14 protein-coding genes are annotated in these 15,638 nt (G+C 39.7%); 10 read left to right on the forward strand and 4 right to left on the reverse strand.

What is annotated here, in order from left to right; all coding sequences use genetic code 11:
• Window positions 1-748: 748 nt before the first annotated feature.
• The gene (locus H8B06_RS07705) at window positions 749-1,510 is read left to right on the forward strand and encodes a DUF6088 family protein (RefSeq protein ID WP_223857537.1); all 762 of its coding nucleotides are present in this window, start codon (window positions 749-751) and stop codon (window positions 1,508-1,510) included.
• Window positions 1,507-2,484, forward strand: coding sequence for a nucleotidyl transferase AbiEii/AbiGii toxin family protein (locus H8B06_RS07710; protein WP_190993715.1), 978 nt, complete (start codon window positions 1,507-1,509; stop codon window positions 2,482-2,484). The genes H8B06_RS07705 and H8B06_RS07710 overlap by 4 nt, the downstream gene beginning before the upstream one ends.
• A gap of 555 nt (window positions 2,485-3,039) precedes the next feature.
• Here H8B06_RS07710 and H8B06_RS07715 read toward each other — a convergent pair.
• Complete coding sequence (locus H8B06_RS07715) at window positions 3,040-3,606, reverse strand: porin family protein (RefSeq protein ID WP_190993716.1); 567 nt, start codon at window positions 3,604-3,606, stop codon at window positions 3,040-3,042.
• Between the two features lie 245 nt (window positions 3,607-3,851).
• On the opposite strand from H8B06_RS07715, the gene H8B06_RS07720 reads away from it, so the two are divergent.
• The 5 genes from H8B06_RS07720 (at window position 3,852) to H8B06_RS07740 (ending at window position 8,292) form a co-directional block, all read left to right on the forward strand.
• Window positions 3,852-4,385, forward strand: coding sequence for an RNA polymerase sigma-70 factor (locus tag H8B06_RS07720; RefSeq protein ID WP_190993717.1), 534 nt, complete (start codon window positions 3,852-3,854; stop codon window positions 4,383-4,385).
• Window positions 4,382-5,311 (forward strand): FecR family protein, encoded by a 930-nt coding sequence (locus H8B06_RS07725; protein ID WP_190993718.1) that lies wholly within the window; start codon window positions 4,382-4,384, stop codon window positions 5,309-5,311. The genes H8B06_RS07720 and H8B06_RS07725 overlap by 4 nt, the downstream gene beginning before the upstream one ends.
• Before the next feature lie 178 nt (window positions 5,312-5,489).
• On the forward strand, window positions 5,490-7,055 hold the full coding sequence (locus tag H8B06_RS07730) for a hypothetical protein (RefSeq protein ID WP_190993719.1): 1,566 nt from the start codon (window positions 5,490-5,492) through the stop codon (window positions 7,053-7,055).
• A gap of 164 nt (window positions 7,056-7,219) precedes the next feature.
• Window positions 7,220-7,783 (forward strand): YeeE/YedE family protein, encoded by a 564-nt coding sequence (locus tag H8B06_RS07735; protein WP_190993720.1) that lies wholly within the window; start codon window positions 7,220-7,222, stop codon window positions 7,781-7,783.
• 17 nt (window positions 7,784-7,800) lie between these two features.
• Window positions 7,801-8,292, forward strand: a complete 492-nt coding sequence (locus tag H8B06_RS07740; RefSeq protein WP_190993721.1) for a YeeE/YedE family protein — start codon at window positions 7,801-7,803, stop codon at window positions 8,290-8,292.
• Between the two features lie 28 nt (window positions 8,293-8,320).
• Here H8B06_RS07740 and H8B06_RS07745 read toward each other — a convergent pair whose 3' ends face one another.
• Window positions 8,321-9,019 carry a hypothetical protein gene (locus H8B06_RS07745; RefSeq protein WP_190993722.1) on the reverse strand — a complete coding sequence of 233 codons (699 nt, stop codon included), beginning with the start codon at window positions 9,017-9,019 and terminating at the stop codon, window positions 8,321-8,323.
• Between the two features lie 34 nt (window positions 9,020-9,053).
• Here H8B06_RS07745 and H8B06_RS07750 point away from each other — a divergent pair, with 34 nt between their 5' ends.
• Window positions 9,054-9,320 (forward strand): hypothetical protein, encoded by a 267-nt coding sequence (locus tag H8B06_RS07750; RefSeq protein ID WP_190993723.1) that lies wholly within the window; start codon window positions 9,054-9,056, stop codon window positions 9,318-9,320.
• Here H8B06_RS07750 and H8B06_RS07755 read toward each other — a convergent pair.
• Window positions 9,298-9,915, reverse strand: coding sequence for a hypothetical protein (locus H8B06_RS07755; RefSeq protein WP_190993724.1), 618 nt, complete (start codon window positions 9,913-9,915; stop codon window positions 9,298-9,300). The genes H8B06_RS07750 and H8B06_RS07755 overlap by 23 nt on opposite strands.
• 587 nt (window positions 9,916-10,502) lie before the next feature.
• Entirely contained in the window at window positions 10,503-11,498 is a 996-nt protein-coding gene (locus H8B06_RS07760) for a helix-turn-helix domain-containing protein (protein ID WP_190993725.1), read from the reverse strand.
• A 160-nt stretch (window positions 11,499-11,658) separates the two neighbouring features.
• Here H8B06_RS07760 and H8B06_RS07765 point away from each other — a divergent pair, with 160 nt between their 5' ends.
• Both H8B06_RS07765 and H8B06_RS07770 read left to right on the forward strand, forming a co-directional pair.
• Window positions 11,659-12,201 (forward strand): hypothetical protein, encoded by a 543-nt coding sequence (locus H8B06_RS07765; RefSeq protein ID WP_190993726.1) that lies wholly within the window; start codon window positions 11,659-11,661, stop codon window positions 12,199-12,201.
• A 366-nt stretch (window positions 12,202-12,567) separates the two neighbouring features.
• Window positions 12,568-15,597: a glycosyltransferase family 117 protein gene (locus tag H8B06_RS07770; protein ID WP_190993727.1), complete on the forward strand. Its 3,030-nt coding sequence runs from the start codon at window positions 12,568-12,570 to the stop codon at window positions 15,595-15,597.
• Window positions 15,598-15,638 lie beyond the last annotated feature (41 nt).

Here is a 15,638-nt window from a genome sequence, read left to right on the forward strand (position 1 = left end):
TTCGATATTGGCACCATTCGAACCGTAACGGGAATCAGCAATATCTAAATAGAATGGCATCTTTTGAACCGTAATCGCTGGCATCATCCGACCGAAATCAATGGCACTAATCGAACCGTAATATCCAAACTGACGACTATGGACTAACAATGTTAATTTTGGGAATTATAGTGGTAATTGGATTCATTTCTCTTGTAATAAAGGCAAGAAATGAGATTTATTCCCTTATTTGGATTTCTACTGTAATACAATATGCCCTAAGTGGAGTTGTTTATTCCCTAAGCACTGGAATTCCTGTAAAAATGACCTACGGTGGTTGGAAGACGATCGGTAACAGAAAACCAAAACAAGATAAGAATTAATATGCAAACCACTTCCCCGCCGCTCTTGCCCTTTGCTATTCTCGCTTTAGCTGTTTACGAAGAAAGTCGTGTGTCATGCAAGGTTTTCCTTTCTTTCGCCAGTTGATAAAGTTTGCAGCTGATTGTTTTCGTTTGTTGGTTACAAAACGCTTGTGTGGTCAATAAACCATATCAAAAAACTGTATCTCATAGAATATTAGCCATTGAAAGGAAATATGGTTATTTTTGGTATAGTTTTAAACAGCAGAATATACCTATCGGTAGACAGGGAAAAAGTAGTTTTCAAGATAATTCCTATAATAGAAAAAAGAGCAAACAAGGATTTTAAAACTGATTGAATAACACCTGATACTTCTTTCTAATGTCAAGTATTCTGTTTCATTTACTTGACATTTGAAAATTATGATTACCTTTGCACTATGACTTTGACAACTCAAATACGCAACAGGATAAAACAATTTCCCGAGGGGAAAACCTTCGGTTATGATGATTTGCGTATTGCCAAAGAAGATTACACCACAGCCTCAAAAACATTGGAACGCCTGCAAAAATCGGGGCTTATAAAAAAAATATCCAAAGGTGTTTTCTACAGACCGAAACAAACTATTTTTGGAGAACTCCCCCCTAACTACAGTGTTCTACTTCAGGATCTGTATTTGTTTGAAAACGGGAAACGTATTGGATACGTTACTGGAACATCCTTGTATAATCAATTGTATTTGACAACGCAAATTCCGTTTAGCACTAAAATTGCCACAAATAAAAGACGAGGTAAAGTAACTTTAGGTTGGGAAAAAGCAACATTTACCAAAGCCTATACCGAAGTTACCGAGAACAATTATAAGCTATTGGGGCTGCTTGATGCGTTGAAGGATTTTAAAAAAATCCCCGACTTAGATAAAAATTCTGCCATAAAAATTCTTTCAACAAAACTGAAAGAACTCAATCCCACAGAAATAAAACTTTTGATAAAATGTGGTTTGGCTTATCCTCCAAGAGTACGAAGTTTTCTCGGTGCGTTACTGGAAAACATAAAAACTGAAAATGATTTAACAGCATTAAAAACAAGTTTAAACCCGCTTTCGGAGTACGAATATGGCATTGGTAATAGGCAATTACCAACCGCAGAAAATTGGAATATCAAATGAAGCTACACTTATTTCCTGATATTTTTAGGCAAGCTGTACTTACAACAGCTGATAAGCTAAAAATCAATCCTATCTACGTTGAAAAGGATTATTGGGTAACATTAGCTTTATTCCATATTTTCAAAAATGATATAGGCAAAGAAACCGTTTTTAAAGGCGGAACAGCATTATCAAAATGCTTTGAATTGATACAACGGTTTTCGGAAGATATTGATTTGGTCGTATTGAGAAATGAAAGCGAAACGGGTAATCAACTAAAAAACAAAATCAAAAAAATTTCCAAATGCGTTTCAGACGTACTTCCCGAAATGGACATTGATGGAATTACCAATAAAGTCGGAATGATACGTAAAACAGCACATAATTATCCACGAACTTTCACAGGACATTTCGGACAAGTGCGAGATATTATCATTGTAGAATCTACTTGGTTAGGGAATTTTGAACCATACACAACAGCAAATGTAAGTTCGTTCATTTACGAAATGATGTTGCAGAATAACCAACAAGCACTCATTGACGAATACGGAATGAATCCGTTTGAAGTATTGGCATTGAATCCAAAAAGAACGTTGTGTGAGAAAATTATGAGTTTGGTTCGTTTTTCTCAAACACAAGAACCCATTGCCGATTTACGAAACAAAATCCGTCATACTTACGATATTCATTTGATGTTGAAAGATGAAAAGCTAAAATCTTTCTTTCAATCAGACGACTTTGAAAAAATGCTTTTGCGTGTAGCAAATGATGACATCACAAGTTTCAAAAACAACAACGAGTGGTTAGCCAATCACCCAACGACAGCAATTATTTTTTCTGATACAACAGACACTTGGAATAAAATCAAAGATGCTTACACAGGAAGTTTCAGCGAATTGGTTTTTGGTGAACTTCCACCCGAAAAGGACATACTAAAAACTTTGACAACAATAGCGGAAAGATTGAAACCAATAGAATGGAACATAAAACCATAAGATTAAAAAAACCAGAATGAAGCCAAGTGTTTTCCCACCGCTCATTAGTGGCTTGCGAAACCCCGTCGCTCTTGCCCTGCGCTGTTCTCGCTTTGGTTGTTTACGGAATTGATTTGGCGACTTAATTCTATGAGAAAAAGGATTGTTATTATCGGAGGATTTTCGTATCTTTATAATAACAAAGTACATTGACTGATTGGAAAAGGTTCTATCGGGAGAACACAAAAGCCTACAAAGGCGGTCATATTAAAGGTGACCTATTCGGTTACCTCTCTTGATAGTCTACTTGCTAACAATAACAAAATCAACGATTTAGGGGAGTGGTGGAAAATCCTGCCACCCCGACAAAAAAAACTCGACAAAAGTCGGGCTTTTTTGTTTTGGGTAGAAAAATCGGTAACGGACACCATAGAAAGTGAATAACTATTTGTTGACGAAACTAGATACCCTGTTGGGTGATTATTTCAAGGTGAGCGTTTTTAGATAAAAAAAAAGCTTTCCTCAAATGAAGAAAGCTCTATAATGAAATCTGTCCCTGGCAGATATTTTGACAATTTAAAACTTATATCCAACCGATAAGCCTACTATTCGATCTCGACTATCAAGGGCTTTACTCGTTTTGTTAACCGAGTGATTATATCGAAGATCTACCGTAAAACGATTGATATCGGTTCCGATGTTCACAACACCGTCATAAGTAAATGTATTGAAATTTGTGTTACTAGTAGCGTTAACCTTTTTTAGGTTGTAGTTTACCTGAGGTCCTACCGAAGCTCTCAAATTCATTTGTTCGGTTTCTACAATTTTATATCCCAATTGGATAGGTAAATTCAATTGATAGAATGTTGGGTTGTGGTTCTGCTGTTGGAAAGCATACTTCGATTTAAAAGTGGAAAAGCTTAATTCTCCCTGCAAATAGAGCTTTTCAGAAGTTCGGGCAAAAACTCCCGCTTGTATACCAAACTTCGATTCAGAATTACTAACCGCTTTATTGCCATAGCTTGGCATGTTGTATAAGGCGCCCACCTTTAAGCCGTATGTTATGTCTTGGGCATCTGCCGTTAGCTGTAAGCCAAGACATAACGTGAAAATCATCAATCCGTACTGGACTTGTTTTTGCATTTTTCTCATTTTTTTCATTTTGTGATTACGTTTAAGATTTAATGTTATCTATCCTATTGTTTTAGAACTATGACAGTTTATTCCGACCATACCCTTACCGGAAATGAAAAAAAATAAATAAAAAAGGCTTTGTCTATTTTTGTTTTAATGGAAGAGCAACGTGGTAAAAATAAAAGATGAAAATTTTTAAGGGTGGGGACCATTTTGATTGTCTTCATAAATAGTAGTGCATTCAGAATATAACTATGCTGTTGGATAAAGAGAAAAAATTTGAAGAAGTTTTCAGGTCTCATTTTGGAGAACTGCATCGATATGCTTTTAAGATATTAGGAGATGCTGATACGGCTGAAGAAACTGTTCAACAGGTTTTTTTGAAGCTGTGGGAAAAGAAAGATTGGCAACGAGGTATCCATACTTCTGTCCGTTCCTACCTGTACCGTGCGGTATATAATGAAAGTGTAAATCTTATCAAACGAGAACAACTAAAAATGAGATATGAAATAGATCAGCAGTATAGAGGTGATTACACCTACGCCCAACAAAGTGACGCCGAATTGCGGAAACAGCTGCATGTGGCACTGTCCCAATTGCCTGAAAAAAGTCGAATGGTGTTCGAGATGAGCCGGTTTCAGGAGTTGAAATACCAAGAAATAGCCGAGGTGCTGACGTTGTCGTTGAAAACGGTGGAAGGCCATATGACTAAAGCATTGAAACACTTGCGGCATCATCTTGCAGATTATTTAAATGTGTTGACCTTAATCATCATGACAGGATTATGAAAGAACTAATAATAAAATACATCGTCGGAGAAGCTGATCATCAAGAGCGTCTTTTTGTGGAAACTTGGGCTGCTGAACATAGCGACAATAAAAAGGAATTGGAGGAAATGAAAAGAGTATGGGATATTGGAGAAGAACTTAAACAGGTTCCTGAAATAGATGTTGATAAGGCTTGGTCAGATTTTGTTCAGATGCGTGACAATAGAAAACGAAATCACCTGAATTGGATACGCGTAGCAGCATCGCTGTTGTTGTTCGGTGCATTCGCTTTTTGGGGACTTCAATCTGTATTGCGTGTAGAAAAGAAATTAAAAACAGCTATGCAAGTTCAGCATGTTGGATTACCGGATGGGAGTACAGTACATCTAAATACCAACGCGGAAATGATTTATCGAAAAGAATGGCTTGGGAAAGATCGTAAGGTTCGATTGTTTGCTGGAGAAGTCTTTTTTGATGTGAAAAAAGACCCAGATAATCCTTTTGTTATCGAAAGTGGTAAAAGTAAAATCACGGTATTGGGAACAAGCTTTCATGTTCGGCGTGACGGAATGGATACAGAGATCATTGTCGCAAGTGGTGCTGTAAAAGTGGCCTATAACAAACAGGAAATCGTGTTAAAGCCGAATCAGATGATCGTCGTTTCAGATACTTCTGATCAGAAGGTTCGTATTGACACCGTACCGGATCAGCTTTATCGGTATTATGTCCATCAGGAATTTACATTTGAGAACACACCTTTGCCGCGAGTTTTCGAAATTTTAGGGAAAGCTTATCAAAAAAAGTTTTTGATTGAGGATCCGGAAGCAAAGAATCTAACCTACACAGCAACATTCGAACAGCAGAATCTAACGGAAATCATAGATGTTATTCTGAAAACGTTCGACTTAAAAATGAGTAAAAAAGATGACATCTATTACATTAATTAAGCGCCTCGTGTCTATGTATAATAATTTTAACAACCACTTGAAAATCACCCTATATATAATCCGTAAATCTAAACTTTTTGCAGTAGGTGCATTACTTATAATTTTCAGCTGTTTCCCTGCTTACGCTCAAAATATACTTTCAAACCATATACAAGTGCCAAAATTCGACGGCGCGAGCATGAGAGAAGTTTTTGAAGTGCTGAAAGATAATCAGTCGATATTGTTTTCTTACGACAGTAAGTTACTGGATTTAGATAAAGAAGTTTATGTAGATGGTTATCAAGGTTTGTTAGTTGATTATTTGGAACAACTGCTTGGGACACAATATAGTTTTAAAGAGACCAATTCCCATGTTATTATAAGATATGCGCCGCGACGAATGGACATAAGTACGGTTGAATTGGATACGATCAAAAATAATCGGACAAGGATTTCGGGTTATGTCAAGGATATTCGTACAGACGTACCTGTTAGTTTTGCGACCGTGTATGACCGGACAGCATATCAGGCCGCTACGCTCACCAATAAGCGTGGCTATTTTGAGTTGGACGTCAAGCATCCAGAGACTACTTTTACAATAGCCTTGAGTAAAGAAAATTACCGCGATACAATGCTTGTCTTATTGCTTCCTGTAGAGATTGCATATGTAGGGAAGGAGCGGAAAACAGGATATTACTATGCCTCTGATTCCAGTAAGATGATTTCAAATACCATGTTTGGTAGGTTTTTTACAAGTTCTAGGCAACGGGTACAAAACCTCAACTTAGGCGGCTTTTTTGTGTATAGTCCTTTTCAGGTATCGATGACTCCGGGATTGAGTACACATGGTCTTTTTAATTCACAGGTGGTTAATAAATTCTCCTTAAATATCATAGGTGGATATACGGCTGGTGTAACGGGGACGGAACTTGCGGGAGCCTTTAATGTCAATCAGTTTAATATGCATGGTGTTCAATTTGCAGGTTTATTTAATGTGGTTGGCGGAAATGTTGAAGGATTGCAGGCTGCGGGAATCAGCAATGTTGGTTTGAATAAGCTGTCCGGTATACAATTGGCAGGAGCATGGAATAGTGTAGATACACTCGTTTCGGGAATGCAACTGACAGGTGGAATCAATCTGGCTAACCATGCGCCAAAGAATATACAATTGGCCGGCGTGATGAATTTAACGAAGGGTGAGGTGGGAAGCCAATTCGCAGGCGGTATTAATATCGCCAAAAAGGTGCATGGCGTCCAGCTTGCTGTGCTTAATATTGCAGATAGCAGTGACTACCCTATAGGGGTGTTTAACTGGATCAGAAATGGTTCTCGTCAACTTTCATTAGGAGTCGATGAAAGCAAATTTATTAATTTGAGTCTCAGAAGTGGTGGACGGGTGATGTATAGTGTTTTAGCTATAGGAACATATGTAAATGACTACAACGTTAAATATGGTATTGAAGCGGGCATTGGGGCGCATCTCGTACATAAACCACGGTTCATGTTGTCAACAGAACTGGTTCATCGGACTCATTTTGATAAAGACGTTAGGTATGTGGAGCCCAATAGAAGTTCATTACGCCTTATTCCCGCAGTCAACTTAAACCGGTATCTCCAAGTATATGCAGCGCCATCATTTACCTATGTGGAAGCGATAGATCCCGAACCGGGAACTAAAGGGGTGACATGGGAATTTTGGGGAGCCAACCGAAAAAGAAATACCGTACATGGTGGGGGAACGATTGGGTTGACTTATCTTTTCTAACGTCACATTTAACGTTGCATCACCGTCTTTAAATGTTCTAATGTATTCATTATTTCCGGTATACTGCTAAGCAAAAAAATAACACTATGTAACCAATGTGACAAATCAGATAGGTTAATTTGTATAGATTTGTATGTGGAAACATTTACATAAAAAAAGCAAGTATGTTGGATTTTTTGAGACAACCGTGGCCCTGGTATATTGCTGGGCCAATGATTGGGCTGACGGTGCCTGCATTGCTCCTGTTGGGTAATAAATCTTTTGGAATCAGCTCCTCCCTCCGTCACATTTGTGCCGCCTGTATGCCGGCGAAAATACCGTTTTTTCATTACGACTGGAAAAAGGAAACATGGAATCTTTTTTTTGTTTTCGGTATTTTCCTTGGCGGAATACTGGCAACAGTATTTTTGGCGAACCCACAACCGGTGGAGGTAAATCCGGCATTAGTCGATGAGTTGGCGGGCTACGGTATTACCAATTACAATAACCTTATCCCGGAGGATGTTATTAATTGGCATGCGCTGTTTACCCCGCGAGGGTTTATATTGATTGTTGTGGGGGGCTTTCTGGTGGGATTCGGTACCCGATATGCTGGTGGCTGTACCAGTGGTCATTCTATAATGGGATTGTCGAATTTACAGTGGCCGTCATTGGTTGCCACCATATGCTTCATGATAGGCGGATTCGTGATGGCAAACTGGATTTTGCCCTATATACTTTCACTTTAAAAAGCAAAAAAAATAAGATGGACAACACCAATACAAACGCAGAAAAAAAATCGCAGGCTACGATGTGTGTCAGCGAAAGTCAGTTGAATCGTAAATGGTATGCTAACCTCCAATATCTTTTTGTTGGAATGATTTTCGGTTTGCTGTTTGTTAAATCGGAAGTTATCAGCTGGTTCCGTATACAGGAGATGTTCCGTCTGCAATCGTTTCATATGTATGGAATTATTGGTAGTGCTGTTGTCGTAGGGATGCTCTCTGTTTGGTTGATCAAAAAGTTCGACGTGAAAACAATTCATGGAGAGAAAATTACCATTTCGCCAAAGAAATTTAGTAAAGGTCAGGTATACGGAGGATTAATTTTTGGTTTCGGCTGGGCGATAACCGGAGCTTGTCCTGGGCCATTGTTTGCGCAGATTGGTACAGGTGCAACCGTCATCGCCGTAACCCTGTTAAGTGCGGTGGCTGGAACATGGGTATATGGTTATTTTAGAGAAAGATTGCCGCATTAGTAATAATCTTAATCTTTATAATGCACATTTAGGACTGCATTTTATGGAGCGCTTGGTTGACGATTTCTGTACGCCGATAATTCTCTTCAGACCGTTTTTGCAATTCATTGTACGTCTGGAAAAGCGTTTCCGCATACTCCCGGTATATCTCTTGGTAATCAAATACCTCGGATAATATCTCCCGAAATTCCTCTTGATCCCGATCCAATGTAACAATATCGACCTGTACCTCTGTGTAAATAAGATAAATCTGATGGACATCGTCCCATAGAGAATCATCGATCCAGCTCTCTTTTTCATACATCATGTCAAAATGCTGCTTATACCAGTTGTATTCTTTAGACACTTCATCATGAAGATCCTGGATGCGCTGATTATGATAGCTGACGTCTTTGTAAAACGCATCCAGATCGATGTCAATTTCCGTATTGTCGTCTTTTTCATCAAAAGGTAATACTGATGGATCTTTAATTCCGAGAAACACTTCTAGCATATCCAAATCCTGCTCTATGGGTAATAAATAATATTTCAGTTCATTAACCTGTATTTCGATTTCTTCCAACGTTTGATAATGCGCATGAAGTTGCTGTTGCATAGTCCAGGTTAGATCGTGCATGTGATAGTGTGCGTCAAGCCCCCTTTTCTCGGTTTTCAGCTGGGTTTTCTTTAAATCAAAACGTAGTATAATGGTTCTCAAAGGATGTTCTGTGACTATTTCTTTCATCATGTAAGGTGTCTATGGTAATCGTTTCTTCGATATCATGTTATATATAAACCGTCGTTTCGCGACCCTGCGTCGGATCTATATTTTTGATCCCTGTGTGGCAGAGCCCGAAACGGCGGCTTTTTATCGCATGTGTTCATCTAATGGTGCGGTTTGTCCGCGATATTATGTTTTTTTAATACTTCCCACGGGGAAGTTAAGTATTATCCAAGAAAGTTTCGCTCTTTTATCCGAAGATACCCTGATCTCGGCTGCGGAGCATGACGTGAAGCATAAGCCTGTTAAAGAACGTAGCTGCTCGTGATATCACTGAAATTAGGTGTTGGGTTGATACCCACATATGTAGCACGGAACTCATATTCTTTAAATGTTTCCAAGCCTTCGATAAGACAGGTGCTTTTTGAGCTAAGCTGCGAATGCCATTCTTCTGCACTTCCCTTGATACGAAACTGGAAATTGTACATGCGTGCTCCTGCCCAAGGGTTTGTTTTCAGCGTGATACGTCCGCTGCCGATATGACTTGGCTCGGCAACGGGACCTTGTGCCTTCGGAACGAGTCCGCTAAAAGAGCTGTTAGGTCTCCGTATACTGAACCCCGCTGCTAATACGATGGTATCGTCGTCGTTTGCCACCGTATCTACGTATTTGCCCAGTTCGCGAAGCAGATATACCAGCTCCTTTCTTTTTTCCTTACGTACCAAAATAGCACGCATATCGCGATACGCCGCTTCCGTTGCTGAGTCACGGAAAGTGGATAATGCGGCTTCCACAACGGATAGTCCGGGAGTCGGCTCTGGAAACAAAGTCGTTTCCTGCGCCATTTTGGTAAGAATCTGCTCTGCAGTCTGCATCAGTTGTACATCTTTTTGTTCCTTTTCTTTTAATGTTAGTTTGCTCATCTTTTTTGGGTTTTGAAATGAAAAAATAGTTTTTGTGCTAGCAACGATACAAACATACAACATGTGGTCGGACGCCGAGGGGGCAAAATTCCGCCAAAATTCAATGGGGACGAAAAACTTTTTGGCGGAATTTTATCCCTATTTTTTAAAGTTTGAGGTGTTCCGATATCGAAAAATACTGTCTTATGGTGTTTAAATGGTGTTTTTTTGTTGCGATGTTACCTTTTTCCGTCTAACCCTAAACTTCGGGGAAACAAAATTTCCCGCGGTTTTTTTACTAATTCTTTCAGTACATGGTGTTGTTTCCGCGAGAAAAAATGATTTTTCGGTTTTCCTTTATAGAAACCTCTCAGGGAATGGCGAGTATATCAGTGGAAAGCGTAAAGAACTTCAGTGTCCTTTAGATATCCCTTTGGTGAAGTTAATTTTCTCCCGTTCTATCGGTACTATTCCTTATAGATAATCTCCGGCTCTTTAAGGAACGGTAACTTCCCTTTCTATTATGTTGTCGTTATGGAGGGAATGACGCTGCATCCATTAGGGAGGGTATACAGTCTTCCGTGTTTTTCCGATTCCACCCCGGGGTCCTAGTTACTTTCGTGTGGATCATCATCCTCATCATCGGGTTCAGCGGGAGGAGGGTGGAGTTTTCTTTCTGTAGCTGGGGTATGGCCAAAATATTTGACATACTGCTTGATAAAATATTTGGCCGTTGAAAACTGCAGATGAAAGGCAATCATGTCCACGGAAGCATTAGTTTCGCGTAGCATCTCCCGCCCCTTATAAATCCGGATGGTTTGTATGGCTTTGTTTATAGTCAGTCCATTTTCTTTAAAGATGCGGTAGAGGGTACGGTCGCTTGTCAGTAACTCTTGCGCTATGCGATTGATGTTGATGTCTTCGTCCCTATAATGAGCCACGATGTAGTCCTTTGCACGGTGAAATAGCGAAATATCTTCCGGTTGAATGGATTTCGCATGTTCACGCAAATCGCCGTGGTAGGTTTCCATGAGTTGGACAACTTGGTTCTGCAATTTATAATCAAGCGAAAATGGGACGTTTTTTATACGTTGGATAGACTCCAGTATCTTTCTGTTCCTGAATGCGATCTTTAACGGAGGAAGCAGATAGAAAGATTCATCGATCTTGGACGCTAATGTGGGCCATTCCTGATCGAAACCGGCTTTGTTGTCTATTTGCATGCCGATCAAGATCAGCCATACTTTGCCTGTTTTCAGCACATATGGGGTATCGTTGTTTTCGCGGAAAAATCCATGATACTGTTGTGTGTCTAACGCTGATTTTGTTGCGGTCGCGACGGAAGAAGTTCCCATAAGCTGGAACACCATCCAAAATGTAGGTAGCGTGTTGTTTAAAACAACCTGCTTGTCCTGATCAATAACGCATTTAATTTCTGCAAAAAACAGTCTGCCAATTTTCCGGTAGGCTATATATTGTTCTTTCGTACAAACTTGCGTGTCTGCTTCATGCAGAAAGGTAAAATAACGTCCTCGTGGGAGGGGATGTTTTACGTTGGCATCTTGGTTAGGAATAAATGATGATACGTTGTAATTGATGAGCATAAGATTCCGCCGGTTGATTAGCTGAATTGAAGGTACAAAGAAATGTTAGGATTTTCAAACACGGAATTCATATATAGAGCTTGACTCGCGATAAATTTTAATTTTAAAAATTTATTTCTACCTTAGGGACTGTTAAAACACCATTATAATATAACGAGTTATGGCAAAAGAAAACCAAAAGCCGAAGCTAAGGCTTAAAAAGAAGTACCGCGAAGAAATGGAATCTAAAAACCTTACTGTTATGGAGTATCTAGAAAAGAGAAGGCAGGAAAAAAAAGAATCTGAAAGGCGAGCGGTAGAAGAATTCCTGAAAAATAATCCGAAACCTCCAAGGGTAACTGAATTTATTGCGTTGAACAATAATGCAAAGAACCTTGGCTTTAAAAGGCGGTTTTTTACAGCAGAAGATGCTGAATTTTTAACCTTGAAATTGGACAGGTTGTGCGAAGAAGATATTTGGGAATTTGAGCCCTTGTCCCAAGATAGGCGGGAAGAGCTACTTCAAGCACTTATTCAAACCGGAGTCTGCTATGATTTTAAAAATCTAGGCGTCACCATTTATGCGACTTGGGGATTTGAGCAAACCAATTGTGATAATGATACGAGCTATATTGATTATGGCTATTGTTCGTATTATTATAACCATTTCACCAAGGAGTTTAGAGAAGTCAACGAGGAAGAATCGTTTGAGATTGAATTTTAGAAATAAAAAAAGAGCGCAAAATCTGCGCTCTTTTTTTGTTGTCCCACCTGGATTCGAACCAAGACTAAATGAACCAAAATCACTTGTACTACCCTTATACTATGGGACAAACATTTGTCGAAACAGCTTGTTTCTGTTTTGACGATGCAAATATACGTCAGTTTTTAAAACTTACAAAAAAAAATGTCCAAAATCCTATATCCAGACTGATTCTCAATGAAATATTTTTTAGATGAGGTACGATACGTTGCTTCTTGGTATTATTGTTTGTAACAAACTTCGTTAAAATGTGCAAATAATATTTAATAGTCGGTTAGTATTCCTTATTTTCGGAGCGTATTTTAGAATAACCTTATCTAGTATAGAATGGATTACAAGAAGATCAATAACCTTTTGGGATGGATATGTGCAGTCATCGCGACGGTAGTATATGTCATGACGGTTGAACGTACGGTGAGTTGGTGGGATTGTGGTGAATTTATTGCCTCCGCTTATAAAATGCAGATTGTACATCAGCCCGGTGCACCGCTGTTTCTGATGATACAGAATCTCTTTTCTAACTTGGCCATGGGAGACACCGCCCGGATCGCTTTTTGGATGAATATTGGATCGACCGTATGTAGCGGTTTGACGATCCTCTTTTTGTTTTGGACCATTACAGCCTTGGCGCGGAAGATATTTGTCGGTACATCAGGTGACGCGGAACTTAGTTCTTCTCAATTATTTATAGTGATGGCTTCCGGGGTAGTAGGCGCGCTTGCCTATGCTTTTACGGATACTTTTTGGTTCTCTGCGGTTGAATCTGAAGTGTATGCCATGTCTTCCTTGTGTACTGCCGTTGTTTTTTGGGCGATATTAAAATGGGAAGCACGAGCAGATGAACCCCAAGCAGATAAGTGGCTCATCCTCATCGCGTATGTGATGGGATTGTCTATTGGTGTGCATTTGCTGAACTTGTTGGTTATCCCTGCTATCGCCTTGGTTATTTATTTCCGGAAAACAAAAGAAAGTAGTGGGGCGGGGATTTTAAAGGCATTGGCGATAGGGGTAGTTGTGTTGGGCTTTATCCTCTGGGGTGTTATTCAATATTCCGTCAAGTTTGCAGCGTATTTTGACTTGTTTTTTGTGAACACGCTAGGCTTAGGTTTTGGATCGGGACTTGCTTTCTTTATTCTACTACTCGTTGGCGGATTGATCTACGGGATCTATTATTCCGTTAAAAAGAAGAAGTATGTCTTAAATATAGCCATGATTAGTACGGCTTTTATTATTTTGGGATACAGCTCTTTCGCCATGATTATGATCCGGGCAAAAGCGAATCCTACGTTGAATAATAGCGATCCAGATAATGCGTTTTCATTTCTTAGCTATTTGAACAGAGAACAATACGGTGATGAACCACTTTTTAAAGGTAAATTCTTTGATGCCCGCCCGACTGGAGTAGAAGATGGTAAAAAAGTATACCGAAAAGACGGTGATAAATATGTCGTTGCTAAACGTAATCCGGTATATACCTACGATAGGGAAACGATTTTTCCTCGAATTTATAGTGACAAAGGTGGGCACGCCGAATATTATCGGGAATATTTGGGATTAGGGCCTGATGAAACACCTACATTTGCCGATAATCTGAAGTTCTTCTTTGGCTACCAGATAGGACACATGTACGGACGATATTTTTTGTGGAATTTTGCAGGTCGCCAAAATGACCAACAAGGACATGGCTCGTTTACCGAAGGGAACTGGATCAGTGGCATTAAACCAATTGATAATATGCTTGTTGGCGGACAGGATACACTGCCTACCTCGGCGAAAACAGACCCCTCTCGTAATACTTATTTCTTCCTTCCGCTTATCTTGGGATTATTGGGCGCTTTCTGGCATTTTGGTAGGCGGCAGCGTGACGCTGGTGTCGTGGGGTTGCTATTTTTCTTTACGGGTATTGCTATCGTATTGTACCTGAACCAAAACCCATTGCAGCCTCGGGAGCGAGACTATGCTTATGCGGGTTCTTTTTATGCCTTCAGTATCTGGATAGGCTTAGGCGTCTTGGCGATTGCAGACTTTCTCCGAAAAAAGACAAACGTGAAGGTTGCAGGGTATGCCGCAGCAATCATCGGCGTATTAGCGGGTCCAGTGATTCTGATCGCGCAAAATTATAACGATCACAACCGTTCGGAGAAATCCCTCGCCCGGGACATGGCTCGAAATTATCTGGAATCCTGTGCACCCAATGCAATTCTATTCAGTTATGGCGATAACGACACCTATCCACTATGGTATGTGCAAGAGGTGGAAGGTTTCCGTACAGATGTGCGCGTTGTCAATTTGAGTTTGCTTAGTGCCGATTGGTATATGAAACAGATGATGAAGAAAGTCAATGATGCGGACGCATTACCGATCAATATTGATCCCGAATTGATTAAAGATGGCGTTCGTGATGTTATTTATTATCAAGATTATAATATTCCGGGATATGTTCCTGTACAAGACCTCTTAAAAGTAATGTTATCCGACAATCCACAGAATAAGGCGCAATTGCAAAGTGGTGAGTTCGTCAATGTATTGCCGACCAAGAAAATGGAATTGACGGTGGATAGACAAGCGGTACTAGCTAATAATGTTGTTCCTAAAGAATGGGAAACTAATATTGTAGATACGATGCGTTGGACATACGGCCCGAATTATGTAAGTCGTGCTGAACTCTCTATGTTGGCGATACTAGCGAATAATAACTGGAAGCGTCCAGTCTATTATACGATCACGACGCCAGAAAGCAACTATATGGGATTGGATAGGTATTTAGTGAATGAAGGCTTTGCTTATCGCTTGATGCCAATAGATTTCGGATTGCAGGAAGGAGATCCCTCCACGATCGAGAACATAGATCAAATCTATGATAATGTAATGCATAAATTTTCTTGGGGTAATATTGGAAACGCTTCGTATATAGATCCCGATTCTTATCGTTATATCAGTATGTATGTAGGCTCTATATATGGTCAGGCCGCCCGTCAATTGCTATCTGCAGAAGAAAAGGACAAGGCGAAGGAACTGGTGTTGAATGCTTACGAAAACATGCCGAAAAGGGCTTATTTAATGTCGGAGGTAATGGGATATGTGCCGTTGTTAAGCGCTATGTATGAGGTGGGTGAATCGGCTAAGGCAAATGAAATTACACAGCGAAACTTAACGTTTATTCGTGAAAATATGGCTTATTACGAAGCGGTAGCACAAACGAAATCTAACCTGGAATATCGGAATATGCGTTTTGGGTTGGCGTCGATTCAGCGCTACAAACAGCTATTGGATGAAGTCAATCAGCCTGAATTGCAAAAACAAGTCGATGCATTATTCAATATGTACAGGCATTATTTTGAACAAGCGGGCGAATAAAAAGAGGAAAAGCACAAAAAATACGTTATTTTTGCTTAAAT

It is taken from the genome of Sphingobacterium micropteri (assembly GCF_014692515.1).
GTDB lineage: Bacteria > Bacteroidota > Bacteroidia > Sphingobacteriales > Sphingobacteriaceae > Sphingobacterium > Sphingobacterium micropteri.

What these genes read in the sequence shown, in the direction of transcription:
- H8B06_RS07720 (WP_190993717.1), top strand. Translation starts at nt 3,852, where the DNA reads ATGCTGTTGGATAAAGAGAAAAAATTTGAAGAAGTTTTCAGGTCTCAT.
- H8B06_RS07745 (WP_190993722.1), bottom strand. Translation starts at nt 9,019, where the DNA reads ATGATGAAAGAAATAGTCACAGAACATCCTTTGAGAACCATTATACTA.
- H8B06_RS07725 (WP_190993718.1), top strand. Translation starts at nt 4,382, where the DNA reads ATGAAAGAACTAATAATAAAATACATCGTCGGAGAAGCTGATCATCAA.
- H8B06_RS07735 (WP_190993720.1), top strand. Translation starts at nt 7,220, where the DNA reads ATGTTGGATTTTTTGAGACAACCGTGGCCCTGGTATATTGCTGGGCCA.
- H8B06_RS07715 (WP_190993716.1), bottom strand. Translation starts at nt 3,606, where the DNA reads ATGCAAAAACAAGTCCAGTACGGATTGATGATTTTCACGTTATGTCTT.
- H8B06_RS07755 (WP_190993724.1), bottom strand. Translation starts at nt 9,915, where the DNA reads ATGAGCAAACTAACATTAAAAGAAAAGGAACAAAAAGATGTACAACTG.
- H8B06_RS07750 (WP_190993723.1), top strand. Translation starts at nt 9,054, where the DNA reads ATGTTATATATAAACCGTCGTTTCGCGACCCTGCGTCGGATCTATATT.
- H8B06_RS07760 (WP_190993725.1), bottom strand. Translation starts at nt 11,498, where the DNA reads ATGCTCATCAATTACAACGTATCATCATTTATTCCTAACCAAGATGCC.
- H8B06_RS07710 (WP_190993715.1), top strand. Translation starts at nt 1,507, where the DNA reads ATGAAGCTACACTTATTTCCTGATATTTTTAGGCAAGCTGTACTTACA.
- H8B06_RS07765 (WP_190993726.1), top strand. Translation starts at nt 11,659, where the DNA reads ATGGCAAAAGAAAACCAAAAGCCGAAGCTAAGGCTTAAAAAGAAGTAC.
- H8B06_RS07730 (WP_190993719.1), top strand. Translation starts at nt 5,490, where the DNA reads ATGAGAGAAGTTTTTGAAGTGCTGAAAGATAATCAGTCGATATTGTTT.
- H8B06_RS07770 (WP_190993727.1), top strand. Translation starts at nt 12,568, where the DNA reads ATGGATTACAAGAAGATCAATAACCTTTTGGGATGGATATGTGCAGTC.
- H8B06_RS07740 (WP_190993721.1), top strand. Translation starts at nt 7,801, where the DNA reads ATGGACAACACCAATACAAACGCAGAAAAAAAATCGCAGGCTACGATG.